The 21690-nt window shown below is 42.7% G+C and carries 23 protein-coding genes; 22 read left to right on the top strand and 1 reads right to left on the bottom strand.

Annotation, left to right across the window (positions count from 1 at the left end; genetic code table 11):
* Window positions 1-8: 8 nt before the first annotated feature.
* From PQ461_RS19580 to PQ461_RS19475, 22 genes are all read left to right on the top strand, one after another.
* On the top strand, window positions 9-1697 hold the full coding sequence (locus tag PQ461_RS19580; protein ID WP_274207249.1) for a tetratricopeptide repeat protein: 1689 nt from the start codon (window positions 9-11) through the stop codon (window positions 1695-1697).
* Between the two features lie 74 nt (window positions 1698-1771).
* Entirely contained in the window at window positions 1772-2143 is a 372-nt protein-coding gene (locus PQ461_RS19575) for an NADH-quinone oxidoreductase subunit A (RefSeq protein WP_274207248.1), read from the top strand.
* A gap of 117 nt (window positions 2144-2260) precedes the next feature.
* Window positions 2261-2803 carry an NADH-quinone oxidoreductase subunit B gene (locus PQ461_RS19570; RefSeq protein ID WP_274207247.1) on the top strand — a complete coding sequence of 181 codons (543 nt, stop codon included), beginning with the start codon at window positions 2261-2263 and terminating at the stop codon, window positions 2801-2803.
* Entirely contained in the window at window positions 2803-3309 is a 507-nt protein-coding gene (locus tag PQ461_RS19565; protein WP_274207246.1) for an NADH-quinone oxidoreductase subunit C, read from the top strand. The genes PQ461_RS19570 and PQ461_RS19565 overlap by 1 nt, the downstream gene beginning before the upstream one ends.
* A gap of 3 nt (window positions 3310-3312) precedes the next feature.
* Window positions 3313-4524, top strand: a complete 1212-nt coding sequence (locus PQ461_RS19560) for an NADH-quinone oxidoreductase subunit D (RefSeq protein WP_274207245.1) — start codon at window positions 3313-3315, stop codon at window positions 4522-4524.
* Window positions 4517-5041 carry an NADH-quinone oxidoreductase subunit NuoE family protein gene (locus PQ461_RS19555; protein ID WP_274207244.1) on the top strand — a complete coding sequence of 175 codons (525 nt, stop codon included), beginning with the start codon at window positions 4517-4519 and terminating at the stop codon, window positions 5039-5041. Before PQ461_RS19560 ends, PQ461_RS19555 begins: the two co-directional genes overlap by 8 nt.
* A gap of 1 nt (window position 5042) precedes the next feature.
* On the top strand, window positions 5043-6404 hold the full coding sequence (gene nuoF / locus PQ461_RS19550; protein ID WP_274207243.1) for an NADH-quinone oxidoreductase subunit NuoF: 1362 nt from the start codon (window positions 5043-5045) through the stop codon (window positions 6402-6404).
* 180 nt (window positions 6405-6584) lie between these two features.
* On the top strand, window positions 6585-6986 hold the full coding sequence (locus tag PQ461_RS19545; RefSeq protein WP_274207242.1) for a gamma-glutamylcyclotransferase family protein: 402 nt from the start codon (window positions 6585-6587) through the stop codon (window positions 6984-6986).
* On the top strand, window positions 6979-7980 hold the full coding sequence (locus PQ461_RS19540; RefSeq protein WP_274207241.1) for an NADH-quinone oxidoreductase subunit G: 1002 nt from the start codon (window positions 6979-6981) through the stop codon (window positions 7978-7980). Before PQ461_RS19545 ends, PQ461_RS19540 begins: the two co-directional genes overlap by 8 nt.
* On the top strand, window positions 7980-9029 hold the full coding sequence (gene nuoH / locus PQ461_RS19535; protein WP_274207240.1) for an NADH-quinone oxidoreductase subunit NuoH: 1050 nt from the start codon (window positions 7980-7982) through the stop codon (window positions 9027-9029). The genes PQ461_RS19540 and nuoH overlap by 1 nt, the downstream gene beginning before the upstream one ends.
* A gap of 18 nt (window positions 9030-9047) precedes the next feature.
* Window positions 9048-9560, top strand: coding sequence for a NuoI/complex I 23 kDa subunit family protein (locus tag PQ461_RS19530; RefSeq protein ID WP_274207239.1), 513 nt, complete (start codon window positions 9048-9050; stop codon window positions 9558-9560).
* Window positions 9561-9617: 57 nt separating this feature from the next.
* Entirely contained in the window at window positions 9618-10115 is a 498-nt protein-coding gene (locus PQ461_RS19525; protein ID WP_274207238.1) for an NADH-quinone oxidoreductase subunit J family protein, read from the top strand.
* Complete coding sequence (gene nuoK / locus PQ461_RS19520; RefSeq protein ID WP_274207237.1) at window positions 10115-10444, top strand: NADH-quinone oxidoreductase subunit NuoK; 330 nt, start codon at window positions 10115-10117, stop codon at window positions 10442-10444. The genes PQ461_RS19525 and nuoK overlap by 1 nt, the downstream gene beginning before the upstream one ends.
* Window positions 10445-10581: 137 nt before the next feature.
* Window positions 10582-12480 carry an NADH-quinone oxidoreductase subunit L gene (gene nuoL, locus PQ461_RS19515; protein ID WP_274207236.1) on the top strand — a complete coding sequence of 633 codons (1899 nt, stop codon included), beginning with the start codon at window positions 10582-10584 and terminating at the stop codon, window positions 12478-12480.
* A 26-nt stretch (window positions 12481-12506) separates the two neighbouring features.
* Window positions 12507-13997 carry a complex I subunit 4 family protein gene (locus tag PQ461_RS19510; RefSeq protein WP_274207235.1) on the top strand — a complete coding sequence of 497 codons (1491 nt, stop codon included), beginning with the start codon at window positions 12507-12509 and terminating at the stop codon, window positions 13995-13997.
* Window positions 13998-14011: 14 nt separating this feature from the next.
* Complete coding sequence (locus tag PQ461_RS19505; RefSeq protein WP_274207234.1) at window positions 14012-15403, top strand: NADH-quinone oxidoreductase subunit N; 1392 nt, start codon at window positions 14012-14014, stop codon at window positions 15401-15403.
* A 51-nt stretch (window positions 15404-15454) separates the two neighbouring features.
* Window positions 15455-16090 carry a DedA family protein gene (locus PQ461_RS19500; RefSeq protein WP_274207233.1) on the top strand — a complete coding sequence of 212 codons (636 nt, stop codon included), beginning with the start codon at window positions 15455-15457 and terminating at the stop codon, window positions 16088-16090.
* 26 nt (window positions 16091-16116) lie between these two features.
* A complete protein-coding gene (locus PQ461_RS19495) occupies window positions 16117-16662 on the top strand; it encodes an inorganic diphosphatase (RefSeq protein WP_274207232.1) in 546 nt (181 codons plus the stop codon).
* Between the two features lie 7 nt (window positions 16663-16669).
* Window positions 16670-18016 carry a hemolysin family protein gene (locus tag PQ461_RS19490; RefSeq protein WP_274207231.1) on the top strand — a complete coding sequence of 449 codons (1347 nt, stop codon included), beginning with the start codon at window positions 16670-16672 and terminating at the stop codon, window positions 18014-18016.
* Window positions 18017-18028: 12 nt separating this feature from the next.
* Window positions 18029-18736 (top strand): 16S rRNA (uracil(1498)-N(3))-methyltransferase, encoded by a 708-nt coding sequence (locus PQ461_RS19485; protein ID WP_274207230.1) that lies wholly within the window; start codon window positions 18029-18031, stop codon window positions 18734-18736.
* Complete coding sequence (locus PQ461_RS19480) at window positions 18736-19395, top strand: DUF4159 domain-containing protein (RefSeq protein ID WP_274207229.1); 660 nt, start codon at window positions 18736-18738, stop codon at window positions 19393-19395. Before PQ461_RS19485 ends, PQ461_RS19480 begins: the two co-directional genes overlap by 1 nt.
* A 3-nt stretch (window positions 19396-19398) precedes the next feature.
* Window positions 19399-19896, top strand: a complete 498-nt coding sequence (locus PQ461_RS19475) for an acyl-CoA carboxylase biotin carboxyl carrier protein subunit (RefSeq protein WP_274207228.1) — start codon at window positions 19399-19401, stop codon at window positions 19894-19896.
* A gap of 66 nt (window positions 19897-19962) precedes the next feature.
* On the opposite strand, the gene PQ461_RS19470 is transcribed toward PQ461_RS19475, so the two are convergent.
* Window positions 19963-21669: an SUMF1/EgtB/PvdO family nonheme iron enzyme gene (locus PQ461_RS19470; protein ID WP_274207227.1), complete on the bottom strand. Its 1707-nt coding sequence runs from the start codon at window positions 21667-21669 to the stop codon at window positions 19963-19965.
* Window positions 21670-21690: the final 21 nt, after the last annotated feature.

Here is a 21690-nt window from a genome sequence, read left to right as displayed (position 1 = left end):
ATTAAGCTATGAAATTAGTAAGTAAAGTAGCGTATGCCGCATCAGGCTTGGTATTTATAGGATCATCAGTTTTTGCGCAAAGTCTTGCCGACGCCAAAAAAGCTATTGACGCCGAACAATACCAGAAAGCTAAGTCAATGTTGAAAAACCTGACTACTACTCAGCCAAACAAAGATGAAAATTTCTTTTATCTGGGTTGGGTATATGCTATACAAGATTATACAGATTCTGCAAAAGTGGCCTTCAATAAAGGTATTGCAGTAAACCCTAAATCGGCTTTAAACTATGCAGGTTTAGGCTTGGTTGACCACCTTGACAAAAACAATTCAGGTGCAACCCAAAACTTTGATAAAGCCATTTCTATGGCAGGTAAGGATAGCAAGCCATACGTTTATGTTGGCCGCAGCTATTTAATTTCAACAGCCAGCAATGGTGCTGTACCAGCGCAGGATGCTAATGCTGCTATCGCGGTTTTAACTAAAGGCCTTTCTGTTAACGCTAAAGATGCAGACCTTAATATTGCTTTAGGCGATGCATATCGCAGCCAGTTAAAGAGCTCTGAAGCGTACAAGTATTATTCAGACGCCGTTGCGCTTGATCCAAAATCAGCAACTGCTAACGTAGCTATTGGTGTGCTTTGGAAATATGCTAATAACTTCCAGGATGCTGAAAAACAATTCCAGGCAGCTTTAGCAATCGACCCTAATTTTGGTCCTGCTTACCGCGAATGGGCTGAAACAGACTTACGCTGGTCGCAAACTGACCCTAAGGTAGCATCAGAAAAAGTTAAGGCAGCGGCAGACCTGTACCGCAAATACCTGAGCTTAACAGATATGTCGGTTGAGTCACGTATGCGTTATGCCGACTTCCTGATCAATGCCGGCGATTGGAAAACATTACAGCAAGAAGCATCTGCTATTGCCTCTGCTTCAAACGCTAACCTGCGTGCTTACCGTTACCTGGGTTATGCAGCTTATGAAAATGGCGACTACCAGGCTGGGTTAACTGCCCTTAACAAATGGATCACCCAGGCTGATCCTAAACGTGTGATCTCTCGTGATTATTTGTACCAGGGCCGTTTAGAAATGAAATTAGGCCAGGATTCATTAGGTATTCAATCATTGCGTAAAGCATATGATATGGATACTACCCAGGCAGATGTATTTAATGAGATTGCAAAAAGCTACTATGCTAAAAAGAAATATGCAGAAGCTGGTGCAGCTTACAGCAAATATATTTCTAAAGTAAGCCATCCTAAATTACAGGATTACCTTAACGAGGGTATCAGCTACTTCTATGCTTATGACGAGAAAGACCCTAAAGCTGACACTACTTTGTTAACTAAATCAGATTCGGCTTTTGCACACATCGAGCACGTTGCTACTACGCCTATTGCAGCTGTAGCCTTGTACCGTGCTTATGTAAATGATACAAAAGACAAAGACCGTCAGAATATTAAAGGTTTAGCTAAGCCTTACTACGAGAAATATATTCAGATTGTAACCGCTAAAGGCGTAACTGATAACGATAAAAAATCTCTTGCTTCGGCATATGCTTACCTTGGTACTTACTATCAGTACAAGGAGAAAGATATGGCTAAAGCCACAGAGAACTTTACTAAAGCCAGGGAATATGACCCCACCAATAAACAGGCTCAGGCTTTCTTCAGCAAGCCGGCCGGTGGTAAAGGCAAGTAATACAATATTTCACAAAATGAAGGCCTCTGATAAAGAGGCCTTTTTTATTTTTATCTCATTGCTATATTTGCATCATGGAAGCACAAAGTTTACCGGTTAATTACCTCCCGATAATTTTTCAAATGATAGTGGCCATTGGTTTTGTGGTAACTACTATGTTCTTTACCCACAAATTAGGTCCTAAGAGAAACACGAACGATAAATTAACGCCATTTGAATCGGGTATTGAAGTAATTGGTAACGCACGTACACCTATTTCCATCAAATACTTCCTGGTGGCTATCCTGTTTGTTTTGTTTGATGTGGAAGTAATATTTATGTACCCCTGGGCAGTAAATTTTAAAGATCTGGGTAAAGATGGCATGATCGAAATGTTCATTTTTATGGGTACTTTATTACTTGGCTTTATCTACATTATCAAAAAAGGTGCGTTAGATTGGGAATGAGTTTAGACTGGTTCTAAATAGCTTGCACGGCGTCATAGTGTAGGGTTTACAACGTTATTTATTTGTAAGTTTGTCTATCTGGATAATCAGATATTCATCTTTTTTGAAAGTAATTCAATGAGTGATATTCAAATAGTTGATGCGCCTCCGGGTATAGAAGGGTCGGGATTTTTTGCTACGTCGTTAGACAAAGCAGTGGGGCTGGCGCGCTCATATTCTTTATGGCCTTTGCCATTTGCAACATCATGCTGCGGTATCGAATTTATGGCTACAATGGGCTCGCATTATGACCTGTCAAGGTTTGGCGCCGAGCGTTTGAGCTTTTCGCCGCGCCAGGCAGATCTGTTAATGGTAATGGGTACAATTTCAAAAAAAATGGCGCCGGTGCTGCGCCAGGTTTACCTGCAAATGGCCGAACCCCGTTGGGTAATGGCAGTAGGTGCCTGTGCATCAAGCGGTGGTATTTTTGATACCTACTCTGTTTTACAGGGTATTGATGAGGTGATCCCGGTGGATGTTTATGTTCCCGGCTGCCCTCCGCGCCCCGAAGCTATTATTGACGGCTTTATGAACATTCAGAAGCTGGTTCAAACAGAGTCATTGCGAAGAAGAGATACGCCTGAATACCAGGCTTTATTAGCTAAATACGGAATTCAATAATGGGTAAGATCAGCAACGAAGAGCTGCTTCAAAAGTTAACTGCACAGTTTGGCGAAGCTATTGCATCGCCGGTAGAGCCATATAACCTGCTTACTGTTGAAACCAGCCGCGAGCAGATTATGGATGTATTAGGCTGGCTGAAAACTCACCCGGAATTACAATTCATTTACCTGACAGATATTACAGGTATCCATTATCCGGAACAAACAGGTAAAGAAATAGGTGTTATTTACCATTTGCACAGCCTGGTTAATAATGTGCGCATCCGTATCAAAGTATATTTGGCTGATGGTGATGTAAACATCCCTTCGGCTACAGCTTTATGGAAAGGCGCTAACTGGATGGAGCGTGAAACATATGATTTCTTTGGCATTAACTTTACCGGTCACCCTGATCTGCGCCGTATTTTAAACGTAGACGATATGACTGTTTATCCGATGCGCAAAGAGTATCCGCTGGAAGATCCGAACCGTGTGGATAAAAAAGATTATTTTTTTGGAAGATAGAACATGCAGAATTTTCCGTCATTCACAGATACCGATTTACAAAGTGAGTTATCAACCCTTAACCTGGGTCCAACTCACCCCGCTACCCACGGCGTTTTCCAAAACGTATTACAGCTGGATGGCGAGCGTATTGTAAGCGGTGTTTCAACCATAGGTTATATTCACCGTGCATTTGAAAAAATTGCCGAACACAGGCCGTTTTATCAGATCACCCCGCTTACCGACCGTTTAAACTACTGTTCGGCCCCAATCAACAACATGGGCTGGCACATGACGGTTGAGAAGCTGTTGAATATACAAACACCTAAGCGTGTAGATTATCTGCGCGTAATCATCATGGAGCTTGCCCGTATCGCCGACCACATTATTTGTAATGGGGTATTAGGTGTTGATACCGGCGCCTTTACAGGCTTCCTGTACATGATGGAATACCGTGAAGCTATCTATGAGATTTACGAAGAAGTTTGCGGATCGCGCCTTACAACCAACATTGGGCGTATCGGTGGTTTCGAGCGTAACTTTAATGAAATTGCATTTGCCAAAATCCGTAAGTTCTTAAAAGAATTTCCGGCGGTATTAAAGGAATTCGAAAACCTGTTTAACCGCAACCGCATCTTTATAGATCGTACCAAAGGAGTTGCAGCGGTATCTGCCGAAACAGCCCTTGATTATAGCTGGAGCGGTCCTATTCTGCGTGCTACCGGTGTAGATTACGACGTAAGGGCCATGAATCCTTACTGCTCTTACGAGGACTTTGATTTTGAAGTACCGGTGGGTACCACTGGTGACGTATATGATCGTTTCCTGGTACGCAATGAAGAAATGTGGCAGAGCATGCGCATGATTGAGCAGGCCCTGACCAAAATAGAAAAGGAAGATCCTACTATTTTCCATGCTGATGTGCCTAAGTTTTACCTGCCTCCTAAAGAGGAAGTGTACAACAATATGGAAGCATTGATCTATCACTTTAAAATTGTGATGGGTGAGATTGAAACACCGGTTGGTGAAGTGTATCACAGTGTTGAAGGTACAAATGGCGAGTTAGGGTTCTACCTGGTAAATGATGGCGGCCGTTCGCCTTATCGCTTGCATTTCCGCAGGCCAAGCTTCATCAATTATTCGATGTATGCACCAATGAGCCGCGGCATGCTGCTGTCTGATGCTATTATTAACATGAGTAGTTTAAACGTTATTGCCGGAGAGTTAGATGCTTAAAGTAGAAAATACCCAGGTACCGGTTGAATTTTCAACACAGTTATTAGCCAAGTTTGCCGATAAGGTGAGCCGTTACCCGGAAGGTAAGCAGAAATCTGCATTATTGCCTATTCTGCATGATGTACAGGCCGAATTTGGCTGGTTAAGCGTACCTGCAATGGATAAAGTTGCCGAGTACTTAAAAATTGAGCCGATTGAAGTTTACGAGGTGGCCACATTTTATACCATGTACCTTTTACGCCCGCAAGGCAAATACCTTTTGGAAATTTGCCGTACAGGCCCTTGCTGCCTGGTAGGTGCAGAGAAGATCATGGATTACATAGAACAGAAATTAGGTGTTAAAGAAGGCGAAGTTACTCCGGACGGTTTATTTAGCTGGAGAGGTGTAGAATGCCTTGCTGCCTGTGGTTTTGGCCCGGTATTGCAAATTGGCCCCGAATATACTTTTTATGAGAATTTAACGCCGGAATCGGTTGATCAGCTGATCAGTGATCTGCGTGCAAAAGCAAGTAATTAAGATGGGACGCAAATTATTACTCGAACATATTAACGTACCAGGCATCAATACTTTTGATGTTTACCGCTCAAAAGGCGGTTACGCTTCAGTTGAGAAAGCATTGAAAACGCTTACTCCGGATGAAGTGGTAGAAGAGGTAAAAAAGTCTGGTTTACGTGGCCGTGGCGGTGCAGGTTTCCCTACGGGTATGAAGTGGAGCTTTTTGGCTAAGCCAGAAGGTGTGCCGCGTTACCTGGTTTGTAACGGTGACGAATCTGAACCGGGTACATTCAAAGACCGCTATTTAATGACTTATATCCCTCACTTACTGATTGAGGGTATGATCATTTCCAGCTTTGCGCTTGGTGCAAATACGTCATACATTTATTTGCGCGGCGAAATGATGCCTCAGATCCGCATACTGGAAAAAGCAATTGCCGAAGCAAAGGCAGCCGGCTTTTTAGGTAAAAACATCTTAGGCACCGGATATGATCTGGAGCTTTATGTACAACCGGGCGGTGGTGCTTATATCTGCGGTGAAGAAACTGCATTGATCGAGTCGCTGGAAGGCAAACGTGGCAACCCGCGTATCAAACCTCCTTTCCCGGCTATTGCAGGTTTATATAACTGCCCAACGGTAGTTAACAATGTTGAATCTATAGCTGCTACAGTACCTATCATTCGTGATGGTGGCGACGAGTATGCAAAAATAGGTATAGGCCGTAGTACAGGTACAAAACTGATCTCTGCCGGTGGTAATGTTAAAAAGCCCGGTGTTTATGAGATTGACTTAGGTTTACCGGTTGAAGAATTTTTATACTCTGACGAATATTGTGGTGGTATTGCCAATGGCAAACGCTTAAAAGCAGTTGTTGCAGGCGGATCATCAGTACCTATTTTGCCGGCTAACCTGTTTATGAAAACCGTTAATGGTGAAGGCCGCCTGATGAGCTATGAATCATTAGCTGATGGTGGTTTTGTTAGCGGTACCATGATGGGTTCTGGTGGTTTCATTGCATTTGACGAAGATGCCTGCATCGTTCGTAATACCTGGAACTTTACCCGTTTTTATCATCACGAAAGTTGCGGACAGTGTTCGCCTTGTCGTGAAGGTACTGGCTGGATGGAAAAGGTATTGCACCGTTTAGAGTATGGTCATGGTAAAATGAGTGACATTGACCTGTTGGTTGATGTTTCTAAAAAAATAGAAGGAAATACAATTTGTCCGCTGGGTGATGCAGCTGCATGGCCTGTAGCCAGTGCAATCCGCCATTTCAGGGACGAATTTGAATGGCACGTTACCGATGCAGCTACTGCAGTAACCCGTAACTACGGTTTGGCAGGTTACGCTGATCCGCTGGTGATTGCAGAAAAGGCAGGATAAAATACACTGTGTCATTGCGAGGCACGAAACAATCTCTCTGAATTTAGATTGCCACGCTAACGCTCGCAATGACAAGTATAAGTGAGAAAAGTTGTCATTCTGAACGTAGTGAAGAATCTAGTTTGAAGGTGTCATGCTGAGGTTACTCGAAGCATGAGCGAAGGGATAACAGAAAATTAAATGGAGTACCTGTTCGTTTACGGAACTTTAATAAAGGACTTTAAACACAAAGTACGCCAGCAGATCGAAGCCGAACTTAACTTCATCAGCAATGCAACGGTTAAAGGTGCATTGTATGATCTGGGTAGTTATCCGGGATTTGTACCAGGAAACGAAGGAGAAGTGAAAGGCGAACTATACAGCATATCAAATCCAGAAAAGGTATTTGAAGTGCTTGATGAATATGAGGGTTTGCACGATACGCAACCCGAATATGAAAGAAAACAAATGGTAGTGCAACTGCCGGACAGGGAAACAGTACAAAGCTGGATATATGTATACAGCCAACCACTGCAACCCGTACATAACAAGATAAAAGAAGGCGATTATATCGCGTATATCAGGAATAAAAATAATGGTTAAAGTAACTATAGACGGAATACCGGTTGAGGTTGAGCCAGGAACAACCATCCTGAATGCTGCGCGCAGAATAGGCGGCGACATTGTGCCTCCTGCTATGTGCTATTACTCTAAGCTGGAGGGCAGCGGTGGTAAATGCCGTACCTGTTTGGTTAAGGTAAGCAAAGGGTCTGAAAAAGACCCGCGCCCTATGCCGAAGCTGGTAGCATCATGCCGTACTACGGTAATGGATGGTATGGAAGTGCAAAACATTACTTCGCCAGAGGTAATTGAAGCGCGTAAAGGTGTGGTGGAAATGTTACTGATCAATCACCCGCTTGATTGCCCTATCTGCGACCAAGCAGGCGAATGCCATTTACAGGATTTAGGCTTTGAACACGGTGCTGCTAAAACCCGTTACGAGTTTGACCGCCGTAAGTTTGATAAGATCGATATCGGTGATAAGATACAATTGCACATGACACGTTGTATCCTTTGCTACCGTTGCGTTTTCACTGCCGATCAGATCACCAATCAGCGCGTACATGGTGTATTGAACCGCGGCGACCATGCCGAGATATCAACTTATATACAGAAAGCAGTTGATAACGACTTTTCAGGTAACGTAATTGACGTTTGCCCTGTGGGTGCGTTGACTGATAAAACATTCCGCTTTAAAAACCGTGTTTGGTTCACTAAACCGGTTGAAGCACACCGCGATTGCGACCACGAAGGTTGTAACGGCAAGGTAACGCTTTGGTATAAAGGCGAAGACGTTATCCGTGTTACGGCACGTAAAGATGTATATGGTGAGGTAGAAGAGTTCATCTGCAATACCTGCCGTTTCGATAAAAAGAAAACTGCTGACTGGGTAATTGAAGGGCCGCGTAAGGTTTCACATAAATCGGTTATCAGTTCAAACCATTACGATACATTGAAACCGCTTCCGGTGGTAAAAACCAATCCGGTGTTACAGGAAGCCAATAAAGACCAATTTGAAAGGGAGACAAGACTATAATGGAACTTTCAGACATCATTGTTAAAGTAATTTTAATCGTTGTAATTTTCCTGATCAGCTTGGTTGTGGCGATGTACTCAACCTATGCCGAGCGTAAAATTGCAGCATTTTTTCAGGACAGGGTAGGCCCTAACCGTGCTGGTCCATTTGGTATTTTACAGCCTATGGCTGATGGTGCCAAAATGTTCATGAAAGAAGAGATCATCCCTAACCGTGCAAGCGGCCTGCTGTTTATTGTTGGCCCATCGCTGGCTATCATGACGGCTTGTATCGGCTCTGCGGTTATTCCCTGGGGACAGTCGATGCAGATCGGTTCAAAAGTGATTGACCTGCAGGTTACAGACATCAACGTAGGTATCCTTTACATATTCGGTGTGGTATCACTGGGTGTATATGGTATCATGATCGGTGGCTGGGCTTCTAATAATAAGTATTCATTGTTAGGTGCTATCCGCGCTGCTTCTCAAAATATCAGCTACGAAATTTCAATGGGATTATCAATAATCGCATTGTTACTCATCAGCGGTACATTGAGCCTTAAAGAAATAGCGGAGCAGCAACATGGTTTCTGGGCTAACGGTTACTTCACCTGGAATTTCTTTAAACAGCCACTGGGTTTCCTGATCTTTATTGTATGTGCATTCGCAGAGACCAACCGCAGCCCGTTCGATTTGCCTGAGTGCGAAACCGAGCTTGTAGGTGGTTATCATACCGAATATTCATCAATGAAACTGGGCTTTTACCTGTTTGCTGAATACATTAACATGTTCATCTCATCGGCAGTGATGGCTACCCTTTACTTTGGTGGTTACAACTACCCTGGTATGGATTGGGTTACTGCACACGTTGGTCCGGTTATTGGCCCAATCATAGGTGTTGTAGCATTGTTTATCAAAATATTTGCGTTCATCTTCTTCTTTATGTGGGTACGCTGGACTATCCCGCGTTTCCGTTATGACCAGTTGATGAACTTAGGCTGGCGCACGCTTATTCCGTTGGCTATAGCTAACATTGTGCTTACCGGCGTAATTAGTTATTTACTTAAATAAGAAGGAACTGACCATATAATGGAATCGTTAAGTAATAAACGAAAAGTACTTGAAGCCAAACCGCTTACCTTAATGGAAAAGGCATACCTGCCTGCCATTGCAAAAGGTATGGGTATTACTATGAAACACTTTATTAAAAATGTTTTTGGTAAGGGCGAAGTAACTATTCGCTATCCGGAGCAAAAACGCGAGTTTTCTGAAAACTTCCGTGGTATGCACTCGCTTAAACGCGACGAGGAAGGCCGCGAGCGTTGTACAGCCTGTGGCTTGTGCGCATTATCATGCCCTGCAGAAGCCATCACGATGACGGCTGCTGAACGCCAGGCTGGTGAAGAGCATTTGTACCGCGAAGAAAAATATGCTGCGGTTTATGAGATCAACATGCTGCGCTGCATTTTCTGCGGATTGTGTGAAGAAGCCTGCCCTAAAGAAGCAATTTACCTGGACGGCGATATTGTGCCAACAGATTTTGTAAGGAAGGACTTTATTTACGGGAAAGACAAATTAGTTGAAGCGCCGTTAAATCAATAAAGAAGTTTTATACCTTTGCCCATCTCTTAAACGGGGAAAGGTATTTTGTAAGATAACATGAGTACTTTTTACGTAATTGCATTTCTATCAATCGTATTCTCGCTGCTGGTGATTTTTGCTAAAAATCCTGTGCATAGCGTGTTATACCTGATACTCACCTTTTTTACCTTCACCATTCATTACATTTTATTGAATGCACAGTTTTTGGCCGTGGTAAACTTTATTGTTTACATGGGTGCCATTATGGTGCTTTTCTTATTTGTGATGATGTTGCTTAACCTTAATAAAGATACCGAGCCGGGTAAGCATTACCTGGTAAAAATTGCAGGTGTAGTAGCCGGCGGTTGTTTGCTGGTAACCATTGTTGCATCGGTTAAGGCATTAGGTAAATCACAACCAATCATATTAGAAAATACTAATCTTGGTTTGGTTAAAAACTTAGGTAAAGTATTATTCGGCGAGTTTTTACTGCCTTTCGAAGTATCGTCAGTGTTATTATTATCAGCCATGTTAGGCGCTGTTCTGCTGGCTAAAAAAGAACCTAAAACTGCGTAATGGAAAATATAACACATACCATACAAACAGTTCCGCTTAATCATTACATCCTGTTAAGCGCTATTATTTTTGCAATTGGTGTAACCGGTGTACTTATCCGCAGAAACGCCATTGTGATTTTTATGTCGGTTGAGTTAATGCTGAATGCAGTTAACCTGTTGCTTACCGCATTCTCTGCCTACCGCGGCGATGCATCGGGACAAGTGTTTGTGTTTTTCGTAATGGCACTGGCAGCTGCTGAGGTTGCTGTAGGTTTGGCCATTATTGTAATGATCTATCGCAATACAAACTCGATAGACATTAACGTGCTGAACAGGTTGAAATGGTAAAGTAAAGATGTTATTGCGAGGAGGCAACGACGAAGCAATCTTAAGATAGATTGCCACACCGCTTTCACGGTTCGCAATGGCAGAAACTAAGTATATATAACGTCTAACGTATTACGTAAAACGTCTACATAACACAAATGAATAATTATCTCTGGCTTATTCCTCTGCTGCCTTTGGCAGGCTTCCTGATCAACGGACTTGGCCGAAACGTATTACCTAAAAACCTGATTGGTGCTATAGGCAGCCTGGTTATCCTTGCTGCGTTCGGTTTAAGCGTTGCTGCATTTTTACAAGTTAAATCAACAGGTGCGCCAATCAACGTTTCTATATTCGATTGGATTCAGGTAGGTAACTTTAAAGTGCCGTTCGCATTTTTAGTAGATCAGCTAAGTGCTATTATGCTATTGATCATTACAGGTGTAGGTTTTCTGATCCATCTGTATTCTATCGGTTATATGCATCATGATGCAGGCTTCGGTAAGTTCTTCGCTTATCTAAACCTGTTCGTATTCTTTATGCTGTTACTGGTTCTGGGTTCAAACTACGTAGTAATGTTTATCGGTTGGGAAGGCGTAGGATTATGCTCATACCTGCTTATCGGTTTCTGGTTTACCAATGGCAGTTATGCCGATGCTGCTAAGAAAGCATTTGTGATGAACCGTATCGGCGACTTAGGTTTCCTGATCGCTATTTTCTTACTGATTCATTTCTTTGGCAGCGCCAGCTTTGCAGATATCTTCCCTAAGGTAGCAAGCCTGCACAGCCCTAACACTACAAAAGTATTAACGCTGATTACTATGCTGCTATTTGTGGGCGCAACCGGTAAATCGGCACAGATACCATTATTTACCTGGCTACCTGATGCGATGGCTGGCCCGACTCCGGTTTCAGCGTTGATCCACGCAGCTACCATGGTTACCGCAGGTATCTACATGATCGCACGCTCAAACGTATTATTCAATCTGGCGCCGATGACCATGCATGTTATTGCCGTTATTGGTTTAGCCACTGCTATGATTGCTGCATTGATCGCGTTGTCACAAACGGATATTAAAAAGGTATTGGCTTACTCAACGGTATCACAGTTAGGATATATGTTCCTGGGTTTAGGAGTTGGCGCTTACACGGGTTCATTCTTCCACGTCATTACTCACGCTTTCTTCAAAGCATTATTATTCTTGGGTGCAGGTTCTGTTATACATGCGGTAAGCGGCGAGCAGGATATGCGTAACATGGGCGGTTTGTATAAAAAGCTACCGGTTACTTTCTGGACCATGTTAATGGGCACCATTGCTATTTCTGGTATCCCTCCGTTTTCGGGGTTCTTTTCTAAAGACGAAATTTTGTACCATACCTATCTGCACAGCCCGATTATGTATGCTTTAGGTGTGATTACTGCCATATTCACTTCATTCTATATGTTCCGTATGCTGTTCCTTACCTTCTTCGGTAAGTTCAGAGGTACGCACGAGCAGGAACATCATCTGCACGAATCGCCTGCAAGCATGACCATACCACTGATTGTGTTAGCTATACTTTCTGTATTTGGCGGTTTACTTAATGTGCCGGAATTATTGGGCGGTCATGAGATGCTGGCACATTGGCTGCAACCACTTTTTGGCGAAGGCAAACAATTACATGAAACCGGCGGCTTTAGCGAAATGGCCTTAATGGGCATTTCGGTTACTGCTGCGGTTGTTGCATTGATTTATGCTTACATCAGATACATTAAGAATGCACATGTACCGGTTGCCGATGGCGAAGAACGCCCGGCATTGGCCAGCTTATCATACCATAAATTTTACATCGACGAATTATACGATACCATCATCCGCAAGCCGCTTGATGCGTTGTCAGTATTCTTCTATAAAGTGGTTGAGAAATTAGGTATCGATGGACTTGTTAACGGCTTGGGAAGTGGTACGGTTGAAACCAGTAAAGGCCTGCGCCTTTTACAGGCAGGTAACGTTGGTTTCTACATATTTATGATGGTGATTGGCATTGTTGCCATACTTGTTTATAGTTTAAAATTTTAGCCCCGGCGTTATTGTAGTTAAGAAAAATGACGGTTAGTATATTACTTTTTCTACCCATAATTGCAGCCCTGGCTGTAATGCTGTTTAAAAATCAGGCAGCTAAACATGTGGCCCTGTTGTTCGCATTGGTCGAACTGGCGATTGCAGTTGTATTTACCGCGCGCTTTGTTCCGGATGCATCAACACAATTTGCAGTTGATTTACCGTGGATGCCAAAGCTGGGTATTTACTTTACGGCAGGTATTGATGGTATCAGTATGATATTGGTACTGCTTAATACTTTGCTTATTCCCATTATTATTCTGGCTACTTATAACCACGAATATAAAAATGCCAAAGTATTTTATGCCCTTATGCTGTTTATGCAAAGCGGTATGCTGGTTGTGTTTACAGCTATTGACGGCTTTTTATTTTACGTAGGTTGGGAAGCTGCATTACTGCCGATATATTTTATCTGCGCTATGTGGGGCGGCCAAAACCGTATTAAAGTTAACATCAAGTTCTTTATTTACACGTTCGCAGGTTCGCTGTTTATGTTGCTGGCTATTATATACCTGCATTTGCAAACACCGTCGCGCACTTATGACCTGCATGATTTCTATGAACTTAACCTTTCTCTAAAAGAGCAAGGATGGATATTTTGGGCATTCTTCCTGGCTTTTGCTATAAAGATGCCTGTATTCCCATTCCACACATGGCAGCCCGATACTTATACAGAAGCACCTACAGGTGGTACCATGTTATTGTCAGGTATTATGCTTAAAATGGGTGTATATGGAGCCATCCGCTGGATGATTCCTGTTGTGCCGCTTGGATTTGACCACTGGCAATACATTGTAATTACATTAGCTGTAATAGGTATCATCTATGCTTCGCTAATCGCCTTTAACCAGAAGGATGGCAAACGCCTGATCGCATATTCGTCTATTGCGCACGTTGGCTTAATTGCTGCCGGTGTTTTCGCGTGGACAAATACCGGTGTACAAGGCGCCATGGTGCAAATGCTAAACCACGGTATTAACGTAGTAGGTATGTTCTTCATTATGGATATCATCAGCCGCAGGCTTAATACCCGCGATCTTGACCAGCTTGGCGGCATTGCTAAAGTAGCGCCAAAATTTGCCATCGCATTCCTGATCATTTTATTAGGAACTGTTGCCCTGCCGCTTACCAACGGTTTTATCGGTGAGTTTTTGCTGTTAAACAGTTTATATGAATATAATATTCTGTTATGTGCTGCGGGTGGCTTAACCATCATTTTTGGTGCGGTATATATGCTGCGTATGTATAAACGTGCTATGCAGGGCGAAACTAACGCGCTAACTGCAGCATTCACAGACATTAGCGGTACCGAAACCCTGGTGCTGGGTATCATCTGCACTTTAATTATTGTACTGGGTGTATATCCAAAAGCAGTAATGCATATTTCAGATGCGGCAGTAACCAACCTGGTAAAAATTGTAAATAGTAAAATAACAAGCGGCGGCCTTAATTCTTCAATGCCGGTTAAAAAATAAGCGAGATCTTTAAAATGAATACCTTAATACTAATATCCGTTTTACCTATAGTACTGTTGTATTTAGGCTTATATAAAGCTAAAAATGCATTACTACCGGTTACCGTTATCGGCTTATTAGTGGCAGCCGGCTTAGCTGTTGCACAATGGAAAACTGATGCGCAGCCATTATTTAATGGCATGATTCAGTTTGATCACTTTTCAATAGCATTTTCTGCAATCACCATCTTTTCAACCATACTGATCCTGTTGCTTTCAAAAGATTATTTTGAAAAGATCAGCAGCCACGTTGCGGAGTATTATGCTATTATCCTGTTTGCTTTAGCAGGTATCATTGTAATGGTATCTTATTATAACCTTACCATGCTGTTCATCGGTATTGAGATCATGTCGGTAAGCTTATACATCCTGGCAGGTATTAAAAAGCGGGATATCGCATCTAACGAGGCGTCATTGAAATATTTTTTGATGGGTGCCTTCTCTACAGGTTTCTTGTTATTTGGTATCGCGTTGATCTACGGAGCAACGGGTTCATTTAACCTGGCTGTTATCCGCGACTGGATTTTGACGCATCCGCACAGCAGTGAGTTTTTGTACCTGTTTTATACCGGTATCCTGATGATCATTGTTGGTTTATGCTTCAAATTAGGCGCTGCTCCGTTTCACTTCTGGACACCAGATGTATACGAAGGTTCACCAACGCTGATCACTACGTTTATGTCAACTGTTGTTAAAACAGCTGGTATAGCAGCATTCCTTCGTTTGTTTTCTATTGCCTTTGCAAGCGTATCAGATTTCTGGACACCGGTATTGGTTACCATCACCGTGATTACTTTATTTATAGGTAACATCACCGCTATTTACCAGGTAAGCTTTAAGCGTATGCTGGCTTTCTCAAGTGTATCACATGCGGGTTACCTTTTGTTTGCGGTAGTTGCTTTAGGCGCATCCTCAGCCAACTCGGTATTTATTTATGCTACAGCATATTCTATTGCTTCTATTATTGCTTTCGGGGTGCTGATCCTTGTTCAGCAGCAGTCTGGCAGTGATAAGTTTGAGGCATTTAACGGGTTAGGAAAAAATAACCCTTTCCTGGCTTTTGTATTAACGGTAGCCATGTTATCGCTGGCTGGTATTCCTTTAACTGCGGGCTTTATAGGTAAATTCTTTATGTTCTCGGGCGCACTGTCACGCTACCATTACTGGTTGGTTATTGTGGCTGTGGTAAACGCGATCATCAGCATTTACTATTATTTCCGTGTTATTATTGCCATGTTCTTCCGCACGGCTAATAATGAAACCACACTGGTAGTGCCGGGTTATTACAGTTTTGTGCTGGGTTTATCGGCCGTATTGACAATTGTAGTAGGTATTTATCCGGGTATACTTTCTGATCTCATTTATTAAGCCCCCATACTGCATTTTGATATAATATTTGTAGTTTTACGAATATTGTGAATGGAAAGCTTTTGGGATCACCTGCATAATATAACCGATGCTAAAGCTATCATCAGCCAGGGGGGGTATTACCTTTTACTTGTTGTTGTATTTGCAGAAACGGGGTTATTCTTTGGTTTTTTCCTGCCGGGAGATTACCTGCTGTTTCTGGCAGGGCTTTTCTGTGCAACAGGTACGCTTGACGTACCGGTATTCCATCTGGTAGCATCGCTTATTGGTGCAGCTGTTCTCGGAAACTTTATGGGCTATTGGTTTGGTTACAGAACTGGTGATGTGTTGTTAAGCAAAAACGATTCACTGTTCTTTAAAAAGCGATATATCGCAATGGCCGAAAAATTTTATGACAAATATGGCGGTATGGCACTGGTGTTAGGTAGATTTTTTCCCATCATCAGAACTTTTGCCCCTATCTTTGCAGGTATTGTAAAAGTAAAGTTCAGGAAGTTTACACTTTACAATATTGTAGGTGGTATTGCCTGGGTATCAACTTTAACCTTATTAGGTTATTATTTAGGCAAACAATATCCCCAGTTAAAAGATTATTTGCATTATATCATACTTGGTTTAATAACAATCACAACTATTCCGTTGTTAATTGCGTTTTTAAAACGTAAAAAGGCGGATGAAGAAAATTAATATTATTCTATAACTTTTTAACTTAAATGAGTACACAACATCCCTGGCACCAGGTTTCAACCGGAGAGAATGTTCCGGAAATTGTAAATGCGATTATTGAAATTCCTAAAGGATCAAAAGCTAAATATGAAATTGATAAAGAGTCGGGCCTTTTAAAGCTTGACCGCGTTTTATTTTCATCAGTGATGTATCCGGCCAACTACGGCTTTATTCCTCAAACATATTGTGACGATAAGGACCCTTTGGATATCTTAGTCATATGTTCTGTTGATGTGTTCCCGATGTCAATTATTGAGGCTAAAGTAGTGGGTGTGATGCACATGGTTGACAATGGTGAGCAAGACGATAAAATTATCGCCGTAGCTAAAAATGACATGTCTGTTAACTATATTAATGACCTGAATGAGCTGCCTCCGCATACGATGAAAGAAATTGTACGTTTCTTCCAGGACTATAAAGGCCTTGAAGGTAAAAACGTTACCATTGAGCATCTGTTAGGCAGGAGATATGCGCATAAAGTAATTCAAGAAAGTTTAGATTTGTATAAATCTACTTTCCCGTCGTACCAATAATTATTGAATGGGCCCCGAGATCGACATACACATAAACGGTTTTCACATTTTCCTTACCATATTTCTGGTTCTGCTGAACGGCTTTTTTGTGGCGGCAGAGTTTGCAATAGTCCGCGTACGCGGATCGCAAATAGAGATCCAGGCTAAAGCGGGTAGCCAGATGGCAAAAATAGCCCGTGGCATTATGCACAACCTTGATGGTTACCTGGCCGCAACCCAGTTAGGTATTACCATAGCCTCGCTGGGCCTGGGTTGGGCAGGTGAGAGCGTGGTCACTAATGTAATGTTGAACCTCTTTAAAGCGTTTGGGCTTACCATTACTTCTGCTTTTGTAATTAACACCAGCCACGTTGTGGCTTTCGTTGTTATCACCATATTGCATATTGTATTTGGTGAACTTGCACCTAAAACGCTTGCTATACAGCGGTCGGTACGTACAGCAATGGCTGTGGCCTGGCCGCTGCGTTTTTTCTTTGTGATCTTCAGGCCGGCGATATGGGTATTAAACACCTTCGCTAATTTTATCCTTAGCCTGTTCGGTATTAAAGCCGTGCATGGTGAAGAATCGCACCACAGTTCTGAAGAGCTGCAATATATATTGGAGCAAGGCAAAGAAAGCGGTGCGCTTGATTCATCAGAACATGAGCTGATTAAAAACGTGTTTGACTTTAACGAACGCGTAGTAAAAAATATCATGGTGCCGCGTACTCGTATTTCGGGCATTGATATTGATTCTACACGTGATGAACTGGTAGACTGCCTGATTAATGAAGGTTATTCGCGCATGCCGGTTTATGATGATACCATAGATAAGATCGTAGGCATTGTACACGCCAAGGATGTATTAAGGCTTTTGGCGCGTAACGAAGAGATCGAACTTAGAAACATCATCCGTAAACCGTACTTTATACCAGAAACCAAGAAGATCAATAACCTGATGGCCGAACTGCAACAGAAACGCATTCAGATTGCCATTGTGCTGGACGAGTTTGGCGGTACGGCAGGTATGGTTACCCTGGAAGATATTGTTGAGGAATTGGTGGGCGAGATACAGGACGAATACGATGAAGAAAAGCCAATTGTAGAAAAGATCAACGACCGCGAGTACGTGGTAAATGCGCTTGCACCGATTTACGATGTAAACGAGCACCTGCCGCACGATCTGCCGGAAGACGGCGACTTTGATACCGTATCGGGCTGGTTAGGCGATATCTTTGGAAAGATCCCTGACGTTGGTGAGCAGAAAGAAGCCAATGGCTACAACATCACCGTCCTTAAAAAATCAGACCAGAACATTGAGTCGGTAAAACTTGAGCTGTTGCTTAATGAAGAAGATACTGTAGATTTACATTAATCTGCTTGCAAAATGCATCTCTTCTATACACCCAATATTACAAGTCCCCAATCTCATTACCAGCTTAGCGAGGAAGAAAGCAAGCATTGTATCCGTGTGTTGCGTTTACAAAAAGGTGATGAGGTGCAGTTGATCGACGGCAGGGGAGGGTTGTATGTTTCAACTATAGCAGACGATCATCCGAAACGTACCTTATTAGAGATTACATCTTCGATACAGGAATATCAAAAACGCAACCACTACCTGCACATAGCAGTTGCACCTACCAAAAATATCGAACGGCTGGAGTGGTTTCTGGAGAAGGCCACCGAGATAGGCATTGATGAAATATCGTTGATCATCTGCCAGCGATCTGAGCGTAAGGAGGCCAAAACAGACCGCCTGGATAAGATCATTACCGCTGCAGTTAAACAATCCTTAAAAGCATATCATCCTGTATTAAATGAGCCTGTTAGTTTCAGTAAGTTTTTATCAGCTGATTTTGATGGTCAAAAATTTATAGCTCATTGTGAGCCGGGCGAAAAGATAAATCTCAAATCTGCGTTAAAGTTACAAGGCAGTTCATTAATATTGATAGGCCCCGAAGGGGACTTTACACCGCAGGAAATTGATATGGCTTTAAAAAATGATTATAAAGCCATAACTTTAGGTGAAAGTAGGCTGCGTACTGAAACCGCTGCTTTGGAAGCCTGCTTTGAGGTGAATTTTTTAAACCGTTAATGAGATTTAAGATTGGCATATTGTTTTGTGGCTTGCTGATTGCACTTTGCAGTTTCAATAAGCCTGCATACAAACTTGCCCGTTTAAAATACAATGGCGGCGGCGACTGGTACGGTGACCGTACGGCACTTACCAACCTGATCCGGTTTTGCAATAACAATCTGCACACTAATTTTCAGGCCGATGAAGAAACCGTGGAAGCTGGGAGTGCTGAGATCTACAACTATCCTTTTATCTTTATGACGGGTCACGGCAACGTGATCTTTTCTGATGTTGAAGTACGCAACCTGCGTAAGTATTTAACAGGGGGCGGCTTTTTGCATATCTGCGATAACTATGGGCTCGATCAATTTATACGCCCGCAGATGAAAAAGGTATTTCCAGAGCTGGATTTTGTGGAGTTGCCACTTAATCATCCGGTATATCATCAAAAATATGACTTCCCTAATGGGCTGCCTAAAGTGCATGAGCATGATGGTAAACGCCCGCAGGGATTTGGATTGATCTATAAAGGCAGATTAGTTTGTTTTTATGACTATCAGTGCGATTTAGGCAACGGTTGGGAAGATTATGGTACCTACGTCGGCGACAGCCAGGATGTACGCCAGAAAGCGCTTAAAATGGGTGCTAATTTAGTTCAGTACGCTTTAATACAATAGCTAATGTATCAGATCAAGGTTAACGATAAATTTGAGTTTAATGCCGGCCGTAAAAGCGGAGCGCTGTATATAAATGATATAGCCACTAATGCAGACGTACAGAAAACAGGTGCATCAAGTTATCATTTAATCAATGATAATGCATCTTACAATTTAGAGGTAGTCAATATTGATATACAGCAAAAAATAGCGGCCATAAAGGTAAACGGCAATTTATACCATCTTACCGCTAAAGATCAGTTTGATATGCTGCTTGATCAATTAGGGCTAAGCCAGCTAAACAGCAGCGCCGTTGCCGACCTGAAAGCCCCCATGCCAGGGTTGGTGTTAAAAGTATTTGTTAGCGAAGGTGATGAAGTAAAAAAAGGCGATAATCTTTTTGTACTTGAGGCAATGAAGATGGAAAATATAATCAAGGCTCCTGCTGATGCCGTTGTAAAATCTGTAAAAATTAAGCCGGGAGATAAAGTGGAAAAGGGACAGGTGCTTATTGCTTTTTAAGTATCTATTAGATAAACAATAAGGCCCGGAATTCCGGGCCTTATTGTTTTGGTATGTTTAATCTAATTACTTGCTCTTAAATGGCTTGGGCTTTCTTTCATTGAAGTGTTTGCCGCCGCCAGGGTGCAGCTCTGTTTGGCCAACCATGGTCATTGCGCAACGGAAACCAACTTCGGCACTCGTAGCATCTTCATCCATAAAGCGGCGTGTAGCAGGATTTAACCAATAAGCACGGTCATTCCATGAACCACCCTTGTATACTTTAGAATGATCGTTAACTAAGGTAGTTGTTCCGTAAAGAACGGTATTGGTACTGTCATTAAAACCCCTCATATCTGCGTTAAATGGTTTTGAAGCCAGTTGATCTTTAGTAGGGACCGGGGCTGTGTTGCCAGCAGTGCCGGTAGGTGCCTGTTGATCTGGATTAGCAATGCCTGCCGGTAATTGCCCGTTAGCATTGTTTGCGCCACCCATGCTTGCAGTAGATGCAGCCTGTTGCTGTGCATTAAGCTCGCTCCATTTTAGTTTTCTGTTAGCCTTAGCCGGATCTTTAATAGGGCGGCCATATTTATCTTTTGCCAGCAGGCCTTTAGAGGCATCGGCATAACGTTTGTCTTTATACTCGTTACCACGGAAAGGGTTAAAGTCATCCACATCCTCAAATGACATCTGGCGGTAAGTATCGGCAGTCCATTCGTTAACGTTGCCTGCCATGTTAAATAAGCCAAAATCGTTTGGCATGTATGAGCGTACAGGTGCAGTAATATCTGCTTTATCGTTAAGTGATCCGCCAACACCCATGTTATCACCGTCGCCGCGTTTAAAGTTGGCAAGGATCAAACCGCGGGTTTTTCTTTTCGGAGAGCGTACGCCCATGCCATTCCATGGATACATCTTGCCGTCAGAAATATTTTCGTATTCAGTATTACCAATTAAACCCAAAGCCGCATATTCCCATTCGGCCTCAGATGGCAGGCGGTAACCTTGTTTCAGTATGCCGTCTTCCATATTTGCAGGGCGTACAGGCCTTTTACCTCCATTGGCGGCTTTAGCGTTCGGGCTCAGGTCCGGTATCATGTGCTTACCATCAAAACCAGGGCCTTTAACCTGTCCGTTCAGATACATTTCGGTATTGAAAGGCTCATTTGAGGCAGTAGTATTACCGCCGGCTTGTGTACCACCTTTGCCTTTTCCAGAGGCATCTTTCCAGGTTGCAAGGATGTTCTTACTGCGTAAGATTTGCTCGTTCATGCGGTCGGTACGCCAAACACAATAATCCTGTGCCTGATCCCATGATACACCTACAACAGGGTAGTCCTGAAATGCAGGGTGACGAAGATAATTATCTACATAAGGTTCGTTGTAAGATAACGGACGGCGCCATACCAGTGTATCAGGCAAGGCATTATAGTATAATTCCCTGTCATTAGGAAAATTTACCGCAAGCCAGTGCAGATATTCGCGCCAGTCAACGTTGGCTACCTCTGTTTCATCGATATAAAATGAAGGTACAGTAACCCTGCGGCGAACATTGTTGTATTCATAGTTTACATCCTGATCAGCGCTACCGCCTAAAACAAAAGTACCACCTTCAACAGGTACCAGACCGGGGCCGGGTGCCGGATGCGTTTTCTTAAATACCTGGAAACCACCATTATATTTATCATTATAACGCATTCCAGTTTTTTGTGACGACTGATGCTTACTACAGCTGCTTAATAAACCTCCTGCTCCTAACACGATCAAAGCTAACCTTGTAAAATGTATCTTCATAGTTTAAGACTGTGTGCTTTT

Source organism: Mucilaginibacter sp. KACC 22063 (genome assembly GCF_028736115.1).
In the GTDB taxonomy this organism is placed as follows: Bacteria; Bacteroidota; Bacteroidia; order Sphingobacteriales; family Sphingobacteriaceae; genus Mucilaginibacter.
The sequence above is the reverse complement of the archived record's forward strand: the minus strand, read 5'-3'. Positions and strand labels throughout refer to the sequence as shown.